This window comes from Pseudomonas sp. GQ91 (assembly GCF_059758795.1).
This window is the reverse complement of record NZ_JCAXED010000024.1, coordinates 22,134-43,353: the sequence shown is the minus strand read 5'-3', so window position 1 is coordinate 43,353 and position 21,220 is coordinate 22,134. Positions and strand designations below refer to the sequence as shown.

Annotated in this window: 17 protein-coding genes; 9 read left to right on the top strand and 8 right to left on the bottom strand. The window is 57.6% G+C overall.

Annotation, left to right across the window (positions count from 1 at the left end; all coding sequences use genetic code 11):
- Nucleotides 1-507 precede the first annotated feature (507 nt).
- Nucleotides 508-2,175 carry a BCCT family transporter gene (locus AC6CIA_RS25530; protein ID WP_498315860.1) on the top strand — a complete coding sequence of 556 codons (1,668 nt, stop codon included), beginning with the start codon at nt 508-510 and terminating at the stop codon, nt 2,173-2,175.
- 143 nt (nt 2,176-2,318) lie between these two features.
- Here AC6CIA_RS25530 and AC6CIA_RS25525 read toward each other — a convergent pair whose 3' ends face one another.
- The 3 genes from AC6CIA_RS25525 to AC6CIA_RS25515 form a co-directional block, all read right to left on the bottom strand.
- Nucleotides 2,319-3,041, bottom strand: a complete 723-nt coding sequence (locus tag AC6CIA_RS25525) for a 3'-5' exonuclease (RefSeq protein WP_498315859.1) — start codon at nt 3,039-3,041, stop codon at nt 2,319-2,321.
- Nucleotides 3,038-4,915: a DUF294 nucleotidyltransferase-like domain-containing protein gene (locus AC6CIA_RS25520; protein WP_498315858.1), complete on the bottom strand. Its 1,878-nt coding sequence runs from the start codon at nt 4,913-4,915 to the stop codon at nt 3,038-3,040. The genes AC6CIA_RS25525 and AC6CIA_RS25520 overlap by 4 nt, the downstream gene beginning before the upstream one ends.
- A 156-nt stretch (nt 4,916-5,071) precedes the next feature.
- Nucleotides 5,072-6,346 (bottom strand): DUF2254 domain-containing protein, encoded by a 1,275-nt coding sequence (locus AC6CIA_RS25515; RefSeq protein ID WP_498315861.1) that lies wholly within the window; start codon nt 6,344-6,346, stop codon nt 5,072-5,074.
- A 285-nt stretch (nt 6,347-6,631) separates the two neighbouring features.
- Here AC6CIA_RS25515 and nhaA point away from each other — a divergent pair, with 285 nt between their 5' ends.
- A complete protein-coding gene (gene nhaA / locus AC6CIA_RS25510; protein ID WP_498315857.1) occupies nt 6,632-7,957 on the top strand; it encodes a Na+/H+ antiporter NhaA in 1,326 nt (441 codons plus the stop codon).
- A 371-nt stretch (nt 7,958-8,328) separates the two neighbouring features.
- Nucleotides 8,329-9,729: an MFS transporter gene (locus tag AC6CIA_RS25505; RefSeq protein ID WP_498315856.1), complete on the top strand. Its 1,401-nt coding sequence runs from the start codon at nt 8,329-8,331 to the stop codon at nt 9,727-9,729.
- Nucleotides 9,730-9,787: 58 nt separating this feature from the next.
- Here the strand turns inward: AC6CIA_RS25505 and AC6CIA_RS25500 are convergent, their stop codons facing one another.
- From AC6CIA_RS25500 to flgA, 4 genes are all read right to left on the bottom strand, one after another.
- Complete coding sequence (locus tag AC6CIA_RS25500) at nt 9,788-10,537, bottom strand: flagellar brake protein (protein WP_498315855.1); 750 nt, start codon at nt 10,535-10,537, stop codon at nt 9,788-9,790.
- A gap of 95 nt (nt 10,538-10,632) precedes the next feature.
- On the bottom strand, nt 10,633-11,100 hold the full coding sequence (locus AC6CIA_RS25495) for a flagella synthesis protein FlgN (RefSeq protein ID WP_498315854.1): 468 nt from the start codon (nt 11,098-11,100) through the stop codon (nt 10,633-10,635).
- A gap of 48 nt (nt 11,101-11,148) precedes the next feature.
- On the bottom strand, nt 11,149-11,472 hold the full coding sequence (gene flgM, locus AC6CIA_RS25490; protein ID WP_339528570.1) for a flagellar biosynthesis anti-sigma factor FlgM: 324 nt from the start codon (nt 11,470-11,472) through the stop codon (nt 11,149-11,151).
- Nucleotides 11,473-11,614: 142 nt separating this feature from the next.
- Nucleotides 11,615-12,379, bottom strand: a complete 765-nt coding sequence (gene flgA, locus AC6CIA_RS25485) for a flagellar basal body P-ring formation chaperone FlgA (RefSeq protein WP_498315853.1) — start codon at nt 12,377-12,379, stop codon at nt 11,615-11,617.
- A gap of 81 nt (nt 12,380-12,460) precedes the next feature.
- Between flgA and AC6CIA_RS25480 the strand changes: the two genes are divergently transcribed.
- The 6 genes from AC6CIA_RS25480 (at nt 12,461) to flgE (ending at nt 17,579) form a co-directional block, all read left to right on the top strand.
- Nucleotides 12,461-13,393, top strand: coding sequence for a chemotaxis protein CheV (locus AC6CIA_RS25480; protein WP_498315852.1), 933 nt, complete (start codon nt 12,461-12,463; stop codon nt 13,391-13,393).
- A 43-nt stretch (nt 13,394-13,436) separates the two neighbouring features.
- On the top strand, nt 13,437-14,264 hold the full coding sequence (gene cheR / locus AC6CIA_RS25475; RefSeq protein ID WP_498315851.1) for a protein-glutamate O-methyltransferase CheR: 828 nt from the start codon (nt 13,437-13,439) through the stop codon (nt 14,262-14,264).
- A 365-nt stretch (nt 14,265-14,629) separates the two neighbouring features.
- Complete coding sequence (flgB, locus tag AC6CIA_RS25470) at nt 14,630-15,037, top strand: flagellar basal body rod protein FlgB (protein WP_498315850.1); 408 nt, start codon at nt 14,630-14,632, stop codon at nt 15,035-15,037.
- Nucleotides 15,038-15,040: 3 nt separating this feature from the next.
- Nucleotides 15,041-15,484 (top strand): flagellar basal body rod protein FlgC, encoded by a 444-nt coding sequence (gene flgC / locus AC6CIA_RS25465; RefSeq protein WP_084379447.1) that lies wholly within the window; start codon nt 15,041-15,043, stop codon nt 15,482-15,484.
- Nucleotides 15,485-15,500: 16 nt separating this feature from the next.
- Nucleotides 15,501-16,232 carry a flagellar hook assembly protein FlgD gene (gene flgD, locus AC6CIA_RS25460; RefSeq protein WP_498315849.1) on the top strand — a complete coding sequence of 244 codons (732 nt, stop codon included), beginning with the start codon at nt 15,501-15,503 and terminating at the stop codon, nt 16,230-16,232.
- Nucleotides 16,233-16,262: 30 nt separating this feature from the next.
- Complete coding sequence (gene flgE, locus AC6CIA_RS25455; RefSeq protein ID WP_498315848.1) at nt 16,263-17,579, top strand: flagellar hook protein FlgE; 1,317 nt, start codon at nt 16,263-16,265, stop codon at nt 17,577-17,579.
- 170 nt (nt 17,580-17,749) lie between these two features.
- Here flgE and AC6CIA_RS25450 read toward each other — a convergent pair whose 3' ends face one another.
- Entirely contained in the window at nt 17,750-20,644 is a 2,895-nt protein-coding gene (locus tag AC6CIA_RS25450; RefSeq protein ID WP_498315847.1) for a ribonucleoside-diphosphate reductase subunit alpha, read from the bottom strand.
- Nucleotides 20,645-21,220 lie beyond the last annotated feature (576 nt).

The window sequence follows — 21,220 nt, the reverse complement described above, 5'->3', positions numbered from 1 at the left end:
CATTGTATTTTATTATTTCTAGATTCTAGGGCGGTAAATGTCGGATAGGGGTTCGAACCGGCCCTGGGACACCATCTATTTTCCATGTTGCGAGTTCCCTGGTGTACCCGCCATGTGGCCAAGAAAAAGCCCCGCTCAGGTTTCCTGGCGGGGCTTTTTCGTATCTGGGGTTGCATTTCAAGGAACGCCAGGGATTCGCCAGGGGTCTGACCTGCTCACCGACAGTCCTACCCGGGGTTGCCAGCCTGCTGGCAGGGCCCGCGTGCCTATGTGTAAAACTCGGATAAGTGACAGCTTGAAAGCGCGAGCCGGGAGTGAAAATGCTGGCCACCTGGGGCTAGTCCAACTGCGCCGGGAGCCGAGCGTGTGGACTCGATACCGACAGAGGTTGCCGGATGCCCGGAAAAGCTTGCTACGATAGGCGTGCTTACATCTCGTTTTTACCATAGGAACAGCGGGGATAACTATAAATGCACGTTGCAACGTGCCTTAACCAAGGAGACTCTTATGGGTCAAAAACCAGAGGACGATCTACCTGTCAGCCCTCACTCTGCAAGTGAGGATGGTATTCCTGCGCCTAGCGGCGCTGCCAACCTGATAGATACCGACTACGTCATTGGCCAAGACAATATCAAAGGAGAGTTTTCGTTCTCGCTCGATATCCACGGCAAGGTTTTTATCATCTCAGCCGCTACCATTTTGCTCTTCGTCATTCTGACGCTATCGCTGCAAAATGAAGTTGAGCCGCTGTTCAGCGCTCTGCGCAATTGGCTGACCGGTCATCTGGCCTGGCTTTTCATGAGCATCGCCAACATTTTTGTGGTGCTGTGCCTTGCGCTGATCTGCTCGCCGTTAGGCAAGGTTCGCTTGGGGGGGAGAGACGCCAAGCCGGATCACAGCTACGTCGGATGGTTTTCAATGCTGTTTGCCGCCGGTATGGGCATCGGCTTGATGTTCTACGGTGTGGCGGAGCCGATGTCTCACTACGCTGCGTCCATGGGCGGTATCACCGTCGATGCCAGCGGAGCGCGCACTGACTGGGCGCCGTTAGGTGGCGCGGCGGGCGATATGAAGGCTTCCGCCGATTTGGCAATGGCGGCCACGATCTTCCACTGGGGTCTGCACCCTTGGGCGATCTACGCGATTGTGGCGTTGTCCCTGGCGCTGTTTTCCTACAACAAGGGCTTGCCGCTCTCGATACGCTCGATCTTCTATCCGTTGCTGGGTGAGCGCGTTTGGGGATGGCCGGGGCATTGCATCGATATCCTCGCGGTATTCGCCACGTTGTTCGGGCTGGCGACGTCTCTAGGGATCGGCGCGGAGCAGGCGGCAGCGGGTATTGAGTACCTGTTCGGCATCCAGTCGACGAATCTCAGCAAGGTCGTACTGATCGTCGGGATTACCTTGATCGCCCTGTGGTCGGTGCTTTCGGGGTTGGACAAGGGCGTCAAGATGCTCTCCCAGATCAATATGGGACTCGCATTGCTCTTGCTGGTGTTTATCATCGTGGTGGGTCCGACCTTGGCGATCTTCACCGGGTTCTTCAAGAATCTGGTCACCTACGTGGAGTATCTGCCGGCGCTTTCCAATCCTTTCGGGCGCACTGATACCGAGTTCACTCAAGGCTGGACTGCGTTTTACTGGGCCTGGTGGATCAGTTGGTCGCCATTTGTCGGGATGTTTATCGCACGTGTGAGTCGTGGCCGGACCGTCAGAGAGTTTCTGATTTCGGTGTTGCTCGTTCCGTCAGTGGTTTCTGTGCTGTGGATGACGACGTTCGGCGGGACTGCCATTGATCAAGCGACCATACAAGGCGTGATGGGCGTCAAGGACGCAGTCCTGGAGCTGAAACTGTTCGCGATGCTGGGAGAGCTGCCGCTGAAGGAGATCACCTCATTCCTGGGCATTGTTCTGGTGATCGTGTTCTTCATTACCTCCTCTGACTCCGGCTCGTTGGTCATCGATACGATCACGGCGGGCGGCAAGGTGGATGCACCTGTGCCCCAGCGGGTGTTCTGGGCGGTCATCGAGGGTGTGATTGCGATTGCTCTTCTACTCGGGGGCGGCCTGGTGGCATTGCAGGCGATGGCGGTGTCCACGGGCTTGCCGTTCGCTCTCGTGCTGATGCTGGGATGTATATCCCTGGTGAAAGGACTGATGTCTGAACCGCGTTAGTACGCTGCATGTGAGTTAAGCGGCGCGTACGTTTAACTCACCCTCGCAGGTATAGCCCGGCCAAAGGGCTATACCTGCGGGGGTCTGCACTACCTCAAGAATCATCGCTCGATGGTTTTTTTCTGAAAGCTACCTGGCTTGACTCAGTTCCATAACGCCCCGACCGGCGTCGACGGGGAGTGGAGGGTGGCGATCTGCGCCTGCAATAATTCAGCTGTCGCCAGTGCGTCGGTCAACGCATGGTGGGCGTGATACGCCGGAAGGTTATAGCGCTCGCGGCTATCAGCCAAGCGTATGGAGGCTTGTGAGCGGCGCATCAGCCGGGCAAACCATCCGCGCTTCCGGCGATGTATTCGCGCTTCCAGCTGCATCGTGTCGATCACCGGAAACGCAAGCTCCTCCTTCAGCAGTCTAAGCACGGCCTCGCCTAGAAAAGCACGTTCAATGTTCCGGTAATGGACCACCATCACTTTGCCTGCCATCGCTTCCAGGAGTGGATCCAGCACCGCTTCGAAGGTCGGCGCATTCAAGATTTCGGTATGGGTGATGTGATGAAAAGTGACAGACTTTTCACTCAGTTCCGACGTGGGCTTCAGCACCCAATACTGTGCCTGGCTGCAATGAATTCGCTGCAGCGTGAAAGGTATCAAGCCGATGCTGACAATGCTGTGAGCCTGCGGGTTAAGCCCGGTGGTTTCCACGTCCATGGCCAGAAATTGCACCTCATCAATTGAGGTCTGTGCCGGGACGACGCCTGCCTGGTAGTACTGTCGCAAGCCAGGGTGACGGGCCTTTTTCGCCAAGACTTCAAACTGCGCAGACCAATCCGGCAGCTGCGGGCTTGGATTCGATTTGACCTCCCTCATTGCGAAAGACGGCCCTTTGCCGGGTAACGGAATCGCAGGAAGTTCTGGGCATTGCTCAAGACCTGAAATGCCTCTTTGAGGTTATGTCGCTCGCTGTTGGAGAAGCGCTCTGGTTCAACGTAGTTGTTGGGCGTTGCGCCTTGTTCCAAGGCGTCGGCCTGGTGCCGGATTCTGACCATGGACAGGAACTCCAGCGCGTAGCGCAGTTGCTTCAACGCGTCCGGCGGCATGAGATGGGTGCCGGCAATTGCATCAAGGCGATCAAACGAGTTTTGCGCGGTACTGCCGCACGCCAGCGCATGGATGCGGATAAGGTCGGTCAGCGGCGCGGTGCCACGCCCCTTGAGGTTGATGATTCTTTTCTGCTGGCCATCGGTCTCGACGACAAAGGTTCGGAAAAACCCCAAGGGTGGCGTCCGGTTGAGAGCGATCCTGGCCATGGCATTCAGAAACCCGTGATGTGTGCTGGATTTGCTGGCGCACAACTTCTTGAGTTCTTGCACCAGTTCAAGCTGGCCAAACACACCATCCAGGTCGAAAAAAATGCAGCTGTTCAGCAGCGTCGTCGGGTTTGGCTTCTCGATCCACTGATCAAAGTAATTGCGCCACACCTTCAACGGTTGGCGCCACTGATCATTGGTCGCCATTATCTTGCCTTTGCAGTAGCTGTAACCGCAGGCGGCGAGACCGTCACTCACAAACGTCGCCAAACTGCGGAAGTACGCATCATGCAAGGCGGGATCGAAGCTATCATCCAGCACCAGCGCATTATCCTGGTCAGTCACCAGCAACTGTTCGTCACGCGCCATGGAACCCAGCACCATGAAGCAGTAGGGCACCGGAGGCGGGCCGAGTTTTTTCTCCGCCAGCTCCAGCAAGCGCTGGGTGAAGGCACGGCCTATACCGGAAATCGCACTGCCGATCATGTGCGCGGTCGCGCCATCGCGCACCATGCGGATGTAGGTGCCTCGCAGGTCGCGTAATAGCGACTTCAGGCCTTCGACGGAGGTCTGGTTGGAGATTCTGTTCACCAGGTACAAGCTGCTATGAGACTCGTAGCGGATGATGTCCGACAGGTTGATCAAGCCAATCGGCCGGCCATGGTGCAGTACCGGCAGATGGTGAATATTGCGGCGCAACATCACTAGCATGGCCTCGAAGACCGAATCATCTCCGCTGATCGCCACCGGATCGGTCGTCATGATATCGCTGACGGACGTTGTGTTGCTGTCTCTTGCGGCAGCGACGACGCGCGTACGCAGGTCCCTGTCGGTCACGATACCTTCGATCTCTGCCTGGATCCCCTCTGGCGGCATGACCAGCACGCAAGCGACGCTTTGCTCGGTCATGATCTTTGCCGCCTGGCCAACGGATGTGTCAGAGGTCACCCACACCAAGGAGCGTGAAATCAATGCGCGGCACTTGAGCTGGATAAGTTCGCTCGCTCGGCCCTGGGCTTCGACGGCGGACTTGAGCCTGGAGTGACCCTCGGCCTCAACGAAGTCCGCAAAGGCGTCATGCTGAGCGCACAGGTCGGCGAAGACCTCGGCGGGAATGTAGTAGATCAGGCTGTCTTCCAGCGCCCTTGCTGGAAAGCGCACCTTGTTACTGCGCAGCAGACCGGCTTGCCCGAAGAGATCGCCTTCGACGAGTCGGTTGTAGAGGTCCCCGTTGCGCCGATAAATCTCCACCGCGCCGCTACGCACGTAGTGCAAATCCTTGACGATTGCGCCCGCTTCGAGGATGTCGCTGCCAGCCTTGAAGTAACTGACTTCAACCCGCCGGGCTATGGCATCTACCGATTCCTTTGGCAGCGTATCAAACGGTGCGAAACGATAGAGGTGGTCGCTGATCTCCTGTAACTCGATTTGCATGAAACCTCGGAATGCTGGGCAAAAATGGGGCTTTCGAGAGCTAGGCTGGGTAAAGGCCATCGACCTTCCATGGTAACTACCAGACCACATCCCACTATGATCATCAAGCGCGAGATCCACAGCCGGCCGGGTGGGGGAGTGCGCGCACGCCTGTGTTTATTTGTCCGTAATCTGCGCGGCGCACATTTTCAAACGGGCCTTGTCCTCTTCAAGTGTAAGAGAAGTATCCGCCCGTTGAAGAATGACGCCTATATAGTGAGCGCTCAGATCCGCGAACAACCTCGAGTTCGTCTCGGCCAGGCTGGCAAGCGCCTTGACCAGTCGAAGATTGACTTCAAGCAGGGATGCTCCATCTCGTGCGATGGGCGAGAAAAAATCGTCGAACATGTCATTTAACGACAGTCCCCGAACATATACGTTGCTGCAGTCAATGTCCGAACGTTGCGAGTGCGCCGGTTTTGCCCATGCATTGAATGTTCGTATGCCCCGGCCTATGACATCAATGGCGGTGCCTGGGTCATTGACGGCAGGCGACAGCGCCCGTGATGCGATTTCGGAGAGTACCGACAGGCCGAAGCGTGGATCATGCTCAAAGGTGCGCCGCGTGCCGATCGTGATCGCCGATAAAACCGAGACGGGGTCAATATCCTGGCCCGTGGCTGGAGGGGTTTCGGCGGGTAATAGCCGTGCGATCAACTCACCTTCATGCACAAAACTGCCCGGAAGGACTTCAACATAGACGTGCAGCCGGTGTTTTTTGGCGATAACCGCCAATGCTTGTACATCAATATGCTGCACGTAGCCCACATCACGACTGAGAACCGCGACGCCATCCGAAAGGTTCAACCCGCTGGGATAGGCGGAGCCACCCAGATATGGCAGGTTGACCCTATGTCGGATCGCATGGATGGTGGCGCTCTCGACCCGGTCAATTGTTTCCCCGACCCGCCCGAGCTTGGAAAGGTGGTCGATCCACCGCAATAGCGTATAGACAATCAGTATGACCACTGCGATGGTCACCGCGAAAAGCACCACGCGGCCCTGTGTGCCGTAGGCTCCGGTACTGAGCGCGATGATGCCCACCAGGCTGAACAGAAATGATCCGATAAAGGTCGCCAGCGCGTTCTGGGTCGTAGTGTCTTCCATGACCAGCGTCGTTGCGCGAGGGGTAACCCCCGAGCTGGCGGCGCCGTATGCGGCAACCATTGTGCTTAGAGAGAAGGTCGTGACGGCCAACATACTTGAGGCAATGATGCTCAATATCTTGTCAACCGCGTCCGCGCCAATCCGTCCTGGCAGCGAGATGGGAATATAGTCTTTGAGCACAATTGCGATCAATGCTGTCATGACGCCCAGTACCGAGAATAAACTGGCCCTGAACCAAAGCCGTTTGGTCATTTGCGTTAACAGCCATTGCCATCGCGCAATCATGTTCTCAAAACTCCTTGAAGTGCCTCGTATCCCGTAAAATAACTGTCGAGCCCGTTCTGCCTTGAGCATGCTGGCATAGCAACTGGAGTCGCGTGATTGCAGAAGGTTCACTTGGGCGTTCGCCCGCAACATTTGCGCCTCGGATGATACCTTCATACCATCAGCCGGCTGAACTGCCGCATGACGCGCAGGGCAGGTTGAATTTATCGTGTGGATCGCACCGCCAACCGGAGAGTTTCAGTGCCTGGAAATAAGCCGTCCTCAACCCCCATCCCGCGCCCTCAAGTGCTGACCGAAAAGGCACTTTCAGCCCTTGAACGTTTCTCGCATATTGAAGCCCTCAGCGGTATCGCGCTGCTGATAGCGGCGATTATCGCCCTGGTTTGGGCAAACAGTACTTTTGCGCAAAGTTACATAGACCTTTGGCACACCCCGGTCACCCTTGGCTTTGGCGACGCCAGCGTCTCGCAATCCCTGCATTTTCTGGTGAATGACGGGCTCATGACGATCTTCTTCCTGGTCGTCGGCGCAGAGATACGGCAGGAAATCCACGCCGGGGCGTTGGCCAGCGTCAAAATGGCAATGCTGCCCATGGGCGCTGCATTGGGCGGGGTGCTGGTGCCGGCGCTGATTTACCTGGCAATCAATCATGGGACTGAGGCAAGTAGCGGCTGGGCCGTGCCGACTGCCACCGATATTGCATTTGCTGTCGGGGTACTGGCGCTGCTCGGTAAGTCGATTCCCGCGGGCGTGAGGGTGTTATTGCTGGCGCTGGCGATCATTGACGATATTGTGGCCATCCTGATTATCGCGGTGTTCTACACCTCGAATCTTGATTACACGGGGATCGTGATCGTACTGGGCGGCATGCTCCTGGTATTGATGCTCCAGCGAATGGGCATCGGCAATATGCTCCTTTACATAGTGCCGGGCGTGGTCATCTGGTATGGATTACTCAAGACGGGTGTGCATCCCACATTGGCCGGCGTGATCCTCGGGCTGATGAGCCCGGTGCGCTCGATGCCTATGCGCGAGCAACCGCTGGAAACCATTCAAAAGAACTTTCATGAGTTGGTGGACAGATTCTCGTCAAAGGACAACGAGGCACAGGCGATCTCGAAACCTTTGAAACAGATACGCCAGGCTCAGCGAGAAGTGCTTTCCCCGGTTCAGCGGATTCAAACGGCACTGCATCCCTGGGTGGCGTTCGGGATCATGCCACTCTTCGCTCTGGCGAATGCCGGGGTGAGTTTTTCCGGCGCGAACCTGGAAAACGCGCTCTCCCAGCACGTGTTTATCGCGGTGATACTCGCGCTGGTGGTAGGCAAGCCACTGGGCGTAATACTCGCCTCGGGTTTGTTGGTGAAGTCGAAATTGTGCCAACTGCCTGATGACGTAACCTGGTCTGGCGTCGTCCTTGTAGGCTTGCTTGCGGGTATCGGTTTTACCATGTCGATTTTTATCGCCGCGCTGGCGTTTGACGATGCCAGTTTGCTCTCGGCGGCAAAGTTGAGCGTCCTCTGTGCTTCGGCCGCTGCGGCCGCGCTGGGCCTGGGTTGGGGCTGGATACAACGAGCATCCCGGCATAAACAGGCTGGAAAAGGCTCTTAGCTGCCCGCCAGCATTGGCGGCCTCGACCCGAGGTGATCGATAAGGCCCCGCCTGGGAGTTTCAGGCGGGGTTTTTTGTGCCCGTGCCTTTCAGTCGGTGCCGGTGGCCTGATTGGCGAGATATATTGTCGTCGGCGTGTACCTTGTCTCCTGCCCGTGAGCGTCTGATAAAGCGGAAAGGCAAGGGAACTGTTGCGCGACGTGTTCATCGAAGGCTTCAGGCTTCGAAGATCCCGGCGTTGAGCTGCTTGTCGGATTAAACAGACCTTGGTATTGCTGTGTTCTGGTGCCCGGGTTTCATGACGCTTTTCGTTATCAGGCTATCGTATAGAGAGCCTGACACCTCACTGCAAGGAGCCGCTCGGAACGCCGATGCGCCAAATCTGGAAATCTTTTCGAGCCCTTTACTTCGCCTCATTAATGATGCTGATTGGCTCTGGTCTGCTCAGCACTTACCTGGCCTTGCGCCTGGCGGCCGATAATGTCGACAGTCTGTGGGTCGGTGCGTTGATGGCGGCCAACTATTTTGGCCTGGTCCTGGGCGGCAAGATCGGCCACCGGCTGATTGCCCGGGTCGGCCATATTCGTGCCTACGCCACGTGTGCCGGGATTGTCGGCGCAGCTGTGCTGGGCCATGGGTTGGTCGACTGGTTGTCGGCCTGGATCGTGCTGCGGGTTATTGTCGGCTTGGGCATGATGTGCCAATACATGGTCATCGAGAGCTGGCTCAATGAGCAGGCGGATGCCAACCAGCGAGGCTTGGTGTTCAGTGGCTATATGATCGCCTCCTATCTGGGCCTGGTATTGGGCCAGTTGATCCTGGTCATGCACCCTGAGCTGGGGCTTGAGCTGCTGATGCTGGTCGCACTGTGTTTTGCCCTGTGCCTGGTGCCGGTCGCCATGACTCGGCGTATTCACCCGGCGCCCTTGCATCCGGCGCCGATGGAACCGCGCTTCTTTATCAAGCGGGTGCCGCAGTCGCTCAGCACGGTGCTGGGCGCGGGGCTGATTGTCGGCTCGTTCTACGGCCTGGCACCGCTGTATGCGTCCCAGCAGGGGCTGACCACTGAACAGGTCGGTCTGTTCATGGGTAGCTGTATTTTCGCCGGATTGGTGGTGCAGTGGCCATTGGGTTGGCTTTCGGATCGCTATGACCGTGCGCTATTGATTCGCTGCTTCGCCTTGAGCCTGGCGGTCGTGGCCTTGCCGTTGGCGATCATGAGCCAGGTGCCCTTGGAAGTGCTGTTTATCGTAGGGTTTTTGTGTTCGCTGGTGCAGTTCTGTCTTTACCCGCTGGCGGTTGCATTCTCCAACGACCACGTCGAGGGCGATCGCCGCGTATCGCTGACCGCCATGTTGCTGGTGACTTACGGTGTCGGCGCGAGTATCGGGCCGCTGTTGGCCGGGGTGGTCATGAAGCTGTTCGGCAGCCAGATGCTCTACGCGTTTTTCAGTCTGTGCGCATTGATTCTGGTCTGGCGCATTCGGCCTAAAGCGGTGACCAACCTGCATCAGGTAGACGATGCCCCGCTGCATCACGTGGCCATGCCCGACAGTATGTCCAGCTCGCCCCTGGTGGCCGCGCTTGATCCGCGGGTCGACGAGCAGGTGGTGCAGGATCAAATGCAGACGACTGCGACGGAGACTGAGCCCGAATCTGAGCCTGAGCCTGACGCCGAGGTCGTTGCGCAGCAGTCGTCCGCCGAGGATGGCTCGCAGGAGCCGCTGGACCCGGACGAGCATCCGCATGACTTGAGCAGGGCGCGCCCCTGAAACCGAAAACGGGCAGTTCCGAAAGGAGCTGCCCGTTTTTTCTACTGCGGTTCAGTGCTTAAAAATCGTCGTCTTTATCAAACCGCCGCGCTTCACGTTGCAGTTGGTAGACAAAGCGCTCCACCTGCCGCTGCACCAGGCCGCTCATGTTGTGGAAGCGTACGCCGGCAAAGGTGGTGTCGATCTTTTCTTCGAAGTGCAGGTAACGCAACTCCACAGCGGTGGTCATGTTGCCGAAGGGCAGGGCGGCGATAAAACGGTCATAGACCTGGCCCAATTGCAGGCGCTGGGAGATATCGCCCTCAAAGCGCAGCTTGCAACCCGTAGCGGAAATATCCAGCAGTTTGCCGTTGACGGCGGCTTTGAGTTTCTCGCCGCCCAGTTCGACATTGATCAATTGCGCCAGTTTCAACGCTGCGCGGAAGGCATTGCGCCGCTGATGGTAAACCACCTCATCGGGCATGCTGCCTTGATACGTGCGATGGCCGTCTTTCTCGCTGATGGTCAGGTTGCCTTTACTTTCCCAGGCCACCCGGACACCTTCGTGAAAACCTTCCACGCGAAACGCTTCGCCATTCTCAAGATAGCGCTCACCGTCCCGCGGGATCATTTCGTCCAGGCTCAGCGCCTTGCTGTCGCGGTCGATGTGCACCAGGTAGCTCTGGAAACGCTGGCTGCGCTCGTGGAAGGTAATGATCAGAGGATCATTGCTCTCTTGCAGCAGTCGCAAGGTCCCGGCAATTTCCAGAGGTGTGGTGAGGACCTTGGGCGGCTGCGGAGCATCATCCGCGTTGAGGGTGTTGAGCACGGTTCTTCCATCTCCAGGCAAAATACGACTACACGCAAGAGTTGGCATTTTGCCAGCATGTTGCGCGCCTTGATAGGGCGCGTGGTAAACCGGTGTCAGGCTTGACTGAGAGTGCTGGGCTTGACCAGTCGCGAGGTGGAGCCCTGGGCGTTATACAAGGCCGGAGGTTCGCCGCCATGGAGGATGCGCAGCTGGTTTGCGGTGGTGGCTTGTTGAATCTGGATGGACTGGCCGTTAAGCGTGTTGGCTTCCTGGCAACTGAGCAGCAACTGGTTGAGTGTTTCGCTCTGGGTGCGCAACTGCTCACCGACCGACGAATGGCTCGCCAACTGTTGCAGGCCGCTGTGATCGGCCGTCAGCCCGAGGCTGAGAAGAATCTGGCTGCGTTTCTTGCCGTGTTGTTCAAGCAGGACGATCAGCGATTGCTTGCGTGCCAGGATATCTTCCAGCAGCCGCATATCCCGGCCATGCAGGGCCAGGGACTCTTCTTGAAGCAGCTCGAGCAAGCGTTGTGCGGGAGCAAGGTCTTCAATGATCAGTTGCAACAAATTTTCGTCGTGCATGGCTGGCCTTGGGTTTTAAGCGTCCAAAAGCCTGGCGCAGGCCTTTGCCTAGCGCTCGGCTTCGAAGTTAAGCAGTTTGCTGGCTACACGGTTGCTGTCGACTTTATAGCTGCCATCGGCAATCGCCTGTTTCAATTCGGCCACGCGGGCTTCATTGACAACGGGTTGGTGGCGCAGCGAGTCAGTGACCTTCTGCAACTGTTGAGCCTCATTGCTCAGGTGGACAGATTCCCCACTTTTGCTGGCGTCGGCTTGTTCGGCCGGGGCGGGCGCAGGTTGGGACTTGGCCTCGACGCTGTCCTTGGCACCGCTGGTGCGCGTATTGCCGGACAACGCCGGAGCGTTATTCAAACGATTGAAATCAATGACCATGTTAAAAAAACCTCTGGGTATTTGGACGCTTGCCATGTTTTCGGCCATACCCGGACAAACTTTAGGCTCGATTGACAATAAACCTACGTGCAATGAAATTCAGTGCACAGTGTAGGAAAAGCCAGCGTCCTACGCCAGTGATCTATAGCGCGACCTCCACTTGGCCGGGAGCGGTCACCCGGGCCTTGATCACGCGTTTGGAGTTGAGGTTCTTGACCCTGATCTGTTCGCTCATCCCGCCATTCGCCAGGGCTTCGCCCGGCATCTTGACGCTCAGGCCGCCGCTGCTGGCGGAAATGACCACCTGATCCCCCTTGCGTATCACTTCGGCCTGTTCCATGTGCACCAGGGTGATGACTTGGTCGGTGACCATTGGTCGGGTCAGTTTCTGGCCGATAGCCTGGTCCAGCGAGGTGAGATAGCCCTGGTTGATCTGGCTGATGTCTCGTTCACGCAGGGCGACGTCTGCAAAACCAATGATTCCCGTGCGTTTAAGTGGGCGGGTGACGGTGACTACTTCACGAAACAGCCGGACCTGAGCGGGCACGAACACGGTCCAGGGCGAGGCGCCGTCACAGCGCACCCGCACGGTGACCCGGCCAATCGGCTGGGCGGGGCTTTCGAGGGTGGCTGTCAATTCCTTGTCGCACATTGGCATGCGCAGGCGAGGGTCCAACTGTTTGACTTCGATCTCGTAGCGCCCCGGTGTCTGGGTGGTCGCGAGATAATCTTCTACAGTGAACTCAAGAAAGCCCTGGGTGACGCCGATAAGTACATCAGGCAAGGTGACGTTGTCGGCTCGAACCTGTTGCCCCGCGCACAAGGCGAGCAACGCCACCCAGGCGCAGAGCAATCTGCGGTGACGGGATGAGCCAAGGTGTCGGGAAACTGTCGTTTTGATGTCCATGGCCAATAAATAGCAAAGCTCGTGCCGTTTAGTGTTGGGTACGCGTCGTATCCGTAGATTTTGTAGCGTAGGAGTCTGTGCATGGCAGGTGTAATGGATTCAGTAAACCAGCGCACACAGCTGGTAGGGCAGAATCGCCTGGAGTTATTGCTGTTTCGGCTTGATGGCAATCAGCTCTATGGCATCAATGTCTTCAAGGTGCGGGAGGTGTTGCAATGTCCCAAGCTGACAATAATGCCCAAGTCCAGCCCTGTAGTGTGTGGCGTGGCCAATATTCGCGGCTCGACGATTCCGATTCTTGATCTTTCCATGGCAACGGGTTCGGTTGGTTTGCAGGATCGGGGCAGTCCGTTCGTGATCATCACCGAGTACAACACCAAGACCCAGGGGTTCCTGGTGCGTTCGGTGGAGCGCATCGTCAACATGAACTGGGAAGAGATTCATCCGCCACCCAAGGGCACCGGACGTGATCATTACCTCACGGCGGTGACGCGGGTTGACAACCAGTTGGTGGAAATCATCGACGTGGAAAAAATCCTGGCTGAAGTTGCACCGACCTCGGAAGCCATTTCGGTGGGTGTGGTGGATGCCGAGACGGCACACAAGGCGGTTTCGCTGCGGGTGCTGACGGTCGACGATTCATCGGTGGCGCGCAAGCAGGTGTCCCGTTGCCTGCAGACGGTCGGCGTGGAAGTGGTGGCACTCAATGATGGTCGCCAGGCGCTGGATTATCTGCGCAAGCTGGTGGATGAGGGCAAGAAGCCGGAAGAAGAATTCTTGATGATGATTTCCGACATCGAGATGCCGGAAATGGACGGCTACACTCTCACTGCCGAGATACGCAGCGACCCACGCATGCAAAAATTGCATATCATCCTGCATACTTCCTTGTCAGGTGTATTCAATCAAGCGATGGTCAAGAAGGTCGGTGCCGATGACTTCCTGGCCAAGTTTCGTCCTGATGACCTGGCATCCCGGGTGGTTGACCGGATCAAGGCAGCAGATCACGGCTAAGGGCTTTTTCCCTGGCGTTCACACGATTTAAGAGGCGGTATCATTGTCTACGGGTAATTTGGATTTCGAACAGTTCCGGGTCTTCCTGGAAAAAGCCTGTGGCATATTGCTCGGTGAAAACAAGCAGTATCTGGTATCCAGCCGCCTCAATAAATTGATGGAGCAGCAGGGGATCAAGTCACTGAGCGAGCTGGTCCAGCGGATCCAGGGGCAGCCGCGCAGCGGGCTCAAGGAGTTGGTGGTCGATGCCATGACCACCAACGAAACCCTGTGGTTTCGCGACACCTATCCCTTTGAAGTGCTCAAGAACAAGGTACTGCCTGCGGCAATCAAGGCCAGCCCGGGCCAGCGTCTGCGGATCTGGTCCGCGGCGTGTTCTTCGGGTCAGGAACCCTATTCGCTGTCGATGTCCATCGATGAGTTCGAGCGGACCAACATTGGGCAGTTGAAGGCCGGGGTGCAGATTGTCGCCACGGACTTGTCCGGCTCCATGCTCAGCAACTGCAAGACCGGCGAGTACGACAGCCTGGCCTTGGGACGTGGCTTGTCTCCGGAACGCTTGCAGCGTTATTTCGACCCCAAGGGCGCCGGGCGTTGGGCGATCAAGGCACCGATCAAGAGTCGGGTCGAGTTTCGCTCGTTCAACCTGCTGGACAGTTATGCCAGCCTGGGCAAGTTCGATATCGTGTTTTGCCGCAACGTGTTGATCTATTTCTCGGCTGAAGTGAAGAAAGACATTCTGTTGCGCATTCACGGTACCCTCAAGCGCGGTGGCTACCTGTTCCTGGGGGCGTCCGAAGCGTTGAATGGCTTGCCGGACCATTATCAGATGGTGCAGTGCAGTCCAGGGATCATTTACCAGGCCAAGTAATACCCCGAAAATCACCTCCGATAAGCAGTGGAACCTGTGGGAGCGGGCGTGCTCGCGAAATCGGTGTGGCAGACAACATCACTGTTGACTGTTACGCCACTTTCGCGAGCACGCCCGCTCCCACAGTCGTTTCGCCTGGCTGACCGGCATTCAGCGCCACACCCACTTTTTTGCGGCAAATTATTGGAGGGTGGCAACGGCTATTGCCGCTTTACTGGCGTCAAAGCGGAAGACGGTTGCCGCTTTTCTGGCATTGCCGCGGCCTGAATTTACTCAACGCCTTGATTTATATGGGCTTAAGCTACTTGGCATGGCACTTGCTAAATCCGTATTACGAAAAGCAGGTCAGCCTAAAGGTTTCCGCCATGAGCATCAGCTTCGATAAAGCGCTCGGTATCCACGAACAAGCCCTGGGGTTCCGCGCCCAGCGTGCTGAAGTCCTGGCCAATAACATCGCCAACGCCGACACCCCGAACTACAAGGCTCGGGATCTGGACTTCGCTGCGGTGCTCGCCGCGCAGAGTGACAAGACCAAGAATGGCGCCTTTGCGTTGAACATGACCAACAACCGTCATATCGAAGCGCAAGGCCTGGGCAATGCTGATGAGTCGCTGATGTATCGCACGCCGATGCAGCCGTCGATCGACCAGAACACCGTCGATGCCCAGTTGGAACAGTCGAACTACGCCGAGAACTCGGTGAACTTCCAGGCCAGCTTCACCCTGCTCAACAGCAAATTCAAAGGGCTGATGTCGGCCCTGCGCGGAGAGTAATTCATGTCTCTATCCAGTGTTTTCAATATTGCCGGTAGTGGCATGAGTGCACAGACCACGCGTCTGAACACCGTTGCCAGTAACATCGCCAACGCCGAAACCGTATCGTCGAGCATTGACCAGACGTACCGTGCGCGCCACCCGGTGTTCGCCACCATGTTCCAGGCTGGCCAGAATGGCGGCAGCGATTCGCTGTTCCAGAGCCAGGATGCCGCGGGCCAGGGGGTCCAGGTCCTGGGTGTGGTCGAAGACCAGAGCAATCTGGAAGCGCGTTACGAACCCAACCATCCTGCCGCGAACGAAAAGGGCTACGTGTATTACCCCAACGTCAACGTGGTCGAGGAAATGGCTGACATGATTTCCGCCAGTCGCTCGTTCCAGACCAATGCGGAAATGATGAACACCGCCAAAACCATGATGCAGAAGGTCCTGACCCTGGGTCAGTGATAAGGGGCGCCAAAGAATGTCCGTCACTAACGATGTGTCGAGTAACTCGACGATCCAGGATCTGTTCAACGCCAACGTCAAGGACGCGGCGGCCAACAAGGACAGCCTGTCCGATGCTGCCAAGTCGGCTTCCGGCAACCAGGCCCTGGGCAAGGACGCGTTCCTGCAATTGTTGGTCACCCAATTGAAAAACCAGAACCCGCTGTCGCCTCAGGACAACGGCGCGTTCGTGGCGCAACTGGCGCAGTTCAGCAGCCTGGAAGGCATCAACACCTTGAACGACTCGGTGAATGCCATCTCCAGCAACTACAAGTCCTCGCAGGCACTGCAAGCGTCGTCGCTGGTGGGCCGTTCGGTGATTATTGATACCGACAAGGCGCTGGTTGATACCAGCAAGAGCTTCACCGGCTCGGTGGCCGTTACTTCGTCGGTGGGCAACGTCACCGTCAAGGTCACCGACAAAGACGGCAATCTTGTCAAGACTATCGAGCTGGATGCCCAGGGCGCCGGCAAGTCGGACTTCATCTGGGACGGCAAGAACGAAGCCGGCGAGACCGTCGATTCCGGCAATTACACTTTCGCGGCCAGCACCAAGAACGACGCGGGCGATACGGTGGCTCTGCGCACTTCGCTGCCGGCCACCGTCACCAGCGTCACCTTGAGCCAGACGGGCGGCGAAATGCTGCTCAATCTTTCGGGCGGCCTGGGCAGTATCAAGCTGTCGCAAATTCAGACTATCGGTACATAGAGCCGGCTAAATACGGCAAGAGGAGAGAACATGTCTTTTAATATCGGCCTCAGCGGCCTCTATGCGGCCAATAAACAACTGGACGTGACCGGCAATAACATCGCCAACGTCGCCACCACCGGCTTCAAGTCGTCCCGTGCGGAGTTTGCCGACATCTACGCGGCGTCCAAGCTCGGTACCGGCCATAACGCTATCGGAAGCGGGGTTAACCTCGCCGCTGTTTCCCAGCAATTCAGCCAAGGTGAAATCACCGGTACTGGCGGACTGCTGGACATGGCGATCAAGGGCGGTGGTTTCTTCGTGCAGAAGGGGAGCGATGGCTCCCTGGAGTACACGCGTGCCGGTACCTTCAAACCGGACAAGGATGGCTTTGTCACCAACTCCGGCGGCACCTCGCGTCTGCAAGGCTATGCGGCGGACGAAAACGGCAAGATCGTCAAGGGCGAACTGATTGACCTGCGTATCGATCAGTCGAACCTGCCACCGAAAGCCTCGACCAAGGTTGATTCGACCAGCAACCTCAAGTCCACGGAGCCGGTGATTAACCAGGCGCTTCATCCGTTCGATCCGAATGAAACATCGACTTTCACCACCCAGTACACCACCACGCTGTATGACACCCAGGGCAACTCGCACCCGATGGTGCAATACATGGTCAAGACCGGCTCCAATGAGTGGAAGTCCTACACCCTGATTGATGGACGCAACCCTGATGGCACACCTATCAGCGGTGTCGGTGCGGTCCCGCCCGTGGCTTCGACGCTGACGTTTGACACGGCCGGTGCCCTTGCAGGCATCGTCACACCGCCGAGCACCGTTTCCAACACCACCCTGACCATTGACGACTGGAAGCCGGGCGTCCTGAACAATGGTGTGTGGGAAGACAATGGCGCAGCGGCCAACCCTACCGGGATTGCCATCAACATGGCCAACATCACCCAGTACAATTCGGCCAGCTACCGTAACCCACCGGTTACCGACGGCTACGCCACGGGTGAAATCACAGGCTTGAAAATCGACGGCAGCGGCGTGCTGTTCGCTACATTCAGCAACCAGCAGAGCAAGGCGATCGGCCAGATCTCCCTGGCGAGCTTCAACAATGAACAGGGCCTGCAGCCAAATGGCGGCACTACCTGGAAAGAGACGTTCGCTTCCGGCCAGCCAGGTTACGACGCGCCGCAATCCGGTACTTTGGGGACGATTGTTGCCAACTCCCTGGAAAACTCCAATGTCAACCTGACCAGCGAGTTGGTCGAGTTGATCAAGGCCCAGAGCAACTTCCAGGCGAACTCGAAGACTATCTCCACGCAAAGCACCATCATGCAGACCATCATTCAGATGACCTGATGCGGTTGGCCTGACGCTTCACTTGAAAGCCCCTCGATCGAGGGGCTTTTTTATGTGCGTCATTTGGAGGCAAACCGCAGGCAAAAGAAAACCCCCGATGGATCCCGTTGCAGCCAGGGTCTATCGGGGGTTTCTCAACCTTGGAGGATTAGCCCCAAGGCAGGCTCAGCTTATTGGCAGGCTTCGCAATCCGGCTCGTCGATCGCGCAGGCCTTTGGCACTGGCGCCGGGCCGGCTGGAGCGGCGAGAACCGAGTCATCACCGTGGTTGCCGCTGGAAACCGCGTTCAGCTTGCCGGTGTTGATGGTCGACTTCTCGGTGCTGGTGGCAGCCAGGGCGCGGAGGTAGTAAGTGGTTTTCAGGCCGCGGTACCAAGCCATGCGGTAGGTCACGTCGAGCTTCTTGCCCGAAGCGCCGGCGATGTACAGGTTCAGCGACTGCGCCTGGTCGATCCACTTCTGGCGACGGCTGGCGGCGTCGACGATCCACTTGGTGTCGACTTCGAAGGCCGTTGCGTAGAGCTCTTTGAGTTCTTGCGGGATGCGCTCGATCTGCTGCACCGAACCGTCGTAGTACTTCAGGTCGTTGATCATTACCGAGTCCCACAGGCCGCGGGCTTTAAGGTCGCGAACGAGGTACGGGTTGATCACGGTGAACTCGCCCGACAGGTTCGATTTCACATACAGGTTCTGATAGGTCGGTTCGATCGACTGCGATACGCCGGTGATGTTGGCGATGGTCGCGGTCGGTGCGATGGCCATGATGTTGGAGTTGCGAATACCTTTCTGTACGCGGGCACGTACCGGCGCCCAGTCCAGGGATTCGTTCAGGTCAACGTCGATGTACTTCTGGCCACGCTGTTCGATCAGGATCTGTTGCGAATCCAGCGGCAGGATGCCCTTGGACCACAGCGAACCCTGGAATGTCTCGTAGGCGCCGCGCTCGTCGGCCAGGTCGCAGGAAGCCTGGATCGCGTAGTAGCTGACCGCTTCCATGGACTTGTCGGCGAACTCCACCGCTGCGTCCGAACCGTACGGAATGTGCTGCAGGTACAAAGCGTCCTGGAAGCCCATGATGCCCAGGCCGACCGGACGGTGCTTGAAGTTGGAGTTCTGCGCCTGTGGCACCGAGTAGTAGTTGATGTCGATCACGTTGTCGAGCATGCGAACGGCGGTGTTGACGGTGCGTGCAAGCTTCGCGGTGTCCAGCTTGCCGTTGACGATGTGGTTCGGCAGGTTGATCGAGCCCAGGTTGCAGACGGCGATCTCGTCCTTGTTGGTGTTCAAGGTGATCTCGGTGCACAGGTTCGAGCTGTGGACCACGCCCACGTGCTGCTGCGGGCTGCGCAGGTTGCACGGGTCCTTGAAGGTCAGCCATGGGTGGCCGGTTTCGAACAGCATGGAGAGCATCTTGCGCCACAGGTCCTTGGCCTGGATGGTCTTGAACAGCTTGATCTTGCCAGGGTACTGAGCCAGGGCTTCGTAGTACTCGTAACGCTCTTCGAAAGCCTTGCCGGTCAGGTCGTGCAGGTCGGGCACTTCGGAGGGCGAGAACAGGGTCCACTGGCCGTCGTCGAAGACACGCTTCATGAACAGGTCGGGGATCCAGTTGGCGGTGTTCATGTCGTGGGTGCGACGACGATCATCACCGGTGTTCTTGCGCAGCTCGATGAACTCTTCAATGTCCATGTGCCAGGTTTCCAGGTAGGCGCAGACAGCGCCTTTGCGCTTGCCACCCTGGTTGACGGCGACGGCGGTGTCGTTCACCACTTTCAGGAACGGTACAACGCCCTGGGACTTGCCGTTGGTGCCCTTGATGTACGAACCCAGGGCACGAACCGGAGTCCAGTCGTTGCCCAGGCCGCCTGCGAACTTGGACAGCATGGCGTTATCGTGGATCGCGTGGTAGATGCCCGACAGGTCATCCGGCACGGTGGTCAGGTAGCAGCTCGACAGCTGTGGACGCAGGGTACCGGCGTTGAACAGCGTCGGCGTCGACGACATGTAGTCGAACGACGACAGCAGGTTGTAGAACTCGATGGCGCGGTCTTCTTTGTGCTTCTCTTCGATCGCCAGGCCCATGGCCACGCGCATGAAGAACACTTGCGGCAGTTCGAAGCGGATACCGTCCTTGTGGATGAAGTAACGGTCATACAGGGTTTGCAGGCCCAGGTAGGTGAACTGCTGGTCGCGCTCGTGGTTGATCGCCTTGCCGAGTTTTTCCAGGTCGAACGTGGCCAGGATCGGGTTCAGCAGCTCGAATTCGATACCCTTGGCGATGTAGGCCGGCAGGGCCTTGGCGTACAGGTCGGCCATTTCGTGGTGGGTAGCGCTTTCGGCCACGCCGAGGAAGCCCAGGCCTTCGGCGCGCAGGGTGTCCATCAGCAGGCGGGCGGTCACGAACGAGTAGTTCGGCTCGCGCTCGACCAGGGTACGGGCAGTCATTACCAGGGCCGTGTTGACGTCGGTCAGGGCCACGCCGTCATACAGGTTTTTCAGGGTTTCGCGCTGGATCAGGTCACCGTCGACTTCTTCCAGGCCTTCGCAGGCCTCGGTGATGATAGTGTTCAGGCGGCCCAGGTCCAGCGGTGCAAAAGTGCCGTCGGCGAGGGTGATGCGGATCGACGGGTGCGCTTGTACGGCAGTCTCGTCGGCAGGGGTGCGCACGGCACGCTCCTTGGCGCGCGAATCACGGTAGATCACGTAGTCGCGAGCGACTTTCTGCTCGCCGGCACGCATCAGGGCCAGTTCGACCTGGTCCTGGATTTCTTCGATGTGGATGGTGCCGCCGGATGGCATGCGACGCTTGAAGGTCGCGGTGACTTGTTCGGTCAGGCGGGCAACGGTGTCATGAATGCGCGACGAGGCGGCAGCGGTGCCGCCTTCAACTGCAAGAAACGCTTTGGTGATCGCGACGGTGATTTTGTCATCGGTGTAAGGAACGACAGTGCCGTTTCGCTTGATCACACGCAATTGGCCGGGCGCGGTGGCGGACAGATCCATATTCGAATCAGCGGCCTGCGGCACGGAGCCTTGCGGGTTCTCGCGAGTTGTGTCGGTTTGCATGGGGGGTTGTCTCCACATTCTGTATTTATTTGGGCACCATCAAAGTGCCCACCGTTCCGTCCTGAAGCACTTACAACAAGCCTTGGCCTGGCATAACAACTTCGGAACAGGAGGAAGGGGGCTGTTCGCGCCGCTTCCATGCCGAAGTCTGCGGTTCCGAGCCGTGGGCTCTTCACCGTATTCCTGATTGGGTGCCAGTGTGCACTGCAACACCCGTACCGTTTTCTCCCATTCGGGGTTGGAAAACAGCGACCGACCGCACGGGCGATTGGTCTTCTGAAAAATGCTTTGGTTCAACCAGACAGGTGCAAGAAAGAGCTTGAGTTTCTGGTCTGGTTTGTGTTTGGTTCTTTTGGCTGAAAACCCTACATGTAGGGTTTTTTTAGCGCTGAGCTACAAGATAATGCGTTTTCGGAGGCTTAGCAACGCACGACCTGTGGATAACGCTGTGGGTAAAATGTGTATGAACGGTGTAACTGCCGTGTAGGCCGCAGTATTGCGGCATTGCACCGTTTGTCACCGAATATTCCAAGACCAAGCACCCGGTTGGATTTTTGCGGGCGCGAACCCTATCAC

Coding starts and splice junctions, on each gene's coding strand:
- AC6CIA_RS25525 (WP_498315859.1), bottom strand. CDS start 3,041: ATGAGGGAGGTCAAATCGAATCCAAGCCCGCAGCTGCCGGATTGGTCT.
- flgD (WP_498315849.1), top strand. CDS start 15,501: ATGTCCGTCACTAACGATGTGTCGAGTAACTCGACGATCCAGGATCTG.
- AC6CIA_RS25480 (WP_498315852.1), top strand. CDS start 12,461: ATGGCAGGTGTAATGGATTCAGTAAACCAGCGCACACAGCTGGTAGGG.
- AC6CIA_RS25495 (WP_498315854.1), bottom strand. CDS start 11,100: ATGCACGACGAAAATTTGTTGCAACTGATCATTGAAGACCTTGCTCCC.
- flgC (WP_084379447.1), top strand. CDS start 15,041: ATGTCTCTATCCAGTGTTTTCAATATTGCCGGTAGTGGCATGAGTGCA.
- flgA (WP_498315853.1), bottom strand. CDS start 12,379: ATGGACATCAAAACGACAGTTTCCCGACACCTTGGCTCATCCCGTCAC.
- flgM (WP_339528570.1), bottom strand. CDS start 11,472: ATGGTCATTGATTTCAATCGTTTGAATAACGCTCCGGCGTTGTCCGGC.
- AC6CIA_RS25530 (WP_498315860.1), top strand. CDS start 508: ATGGGTCAAAAACCAGAGGACGATCTACCTGTCAGCCCTCACTCTGCA.
- flgE (WP_498315848.1), top strand. CDS start 16,263: ATGTCTTTTAATATCGGCCTCAGCGGCCTCTATGCGGCCAATAAACAA.
- AC6CIA_RS25505 (WP_498315856.1), top strand. CDS start 8,329: ATGCGCCAAATCTGGAAATCTTTTCGAGCCCTTTACTTCGCCTCATTA.
- AC6CIA_RS25450 (WP_498315847.1), bottom strand. CDS start 20,644: ATGCAAACCGACACAACTCGCGAGAACCCGCAAGGCTCCGTGCCGCAG.
- flgB (WP_498315850.1), top strand. CDS start 14,630: ATGAGCATCAGCTTCGATAAAGCGCTCGGTATCCACGAACAAGCCCTG.
- AC6CIA_RS25515 (WP_498315861.1), bottom strand. CDS start 6,346: ATGATTGCGCGATGGCAATGGCTGTTAACGCAAATGACCAAACGGCTT.
- AC6CIA_RS25520 (WP_498315858.1), bottom strand. CDS start 4,915: ATGCAAATCGAGTTACAGGAGATCAGCGACCACCTCTATCGTTTCGCA.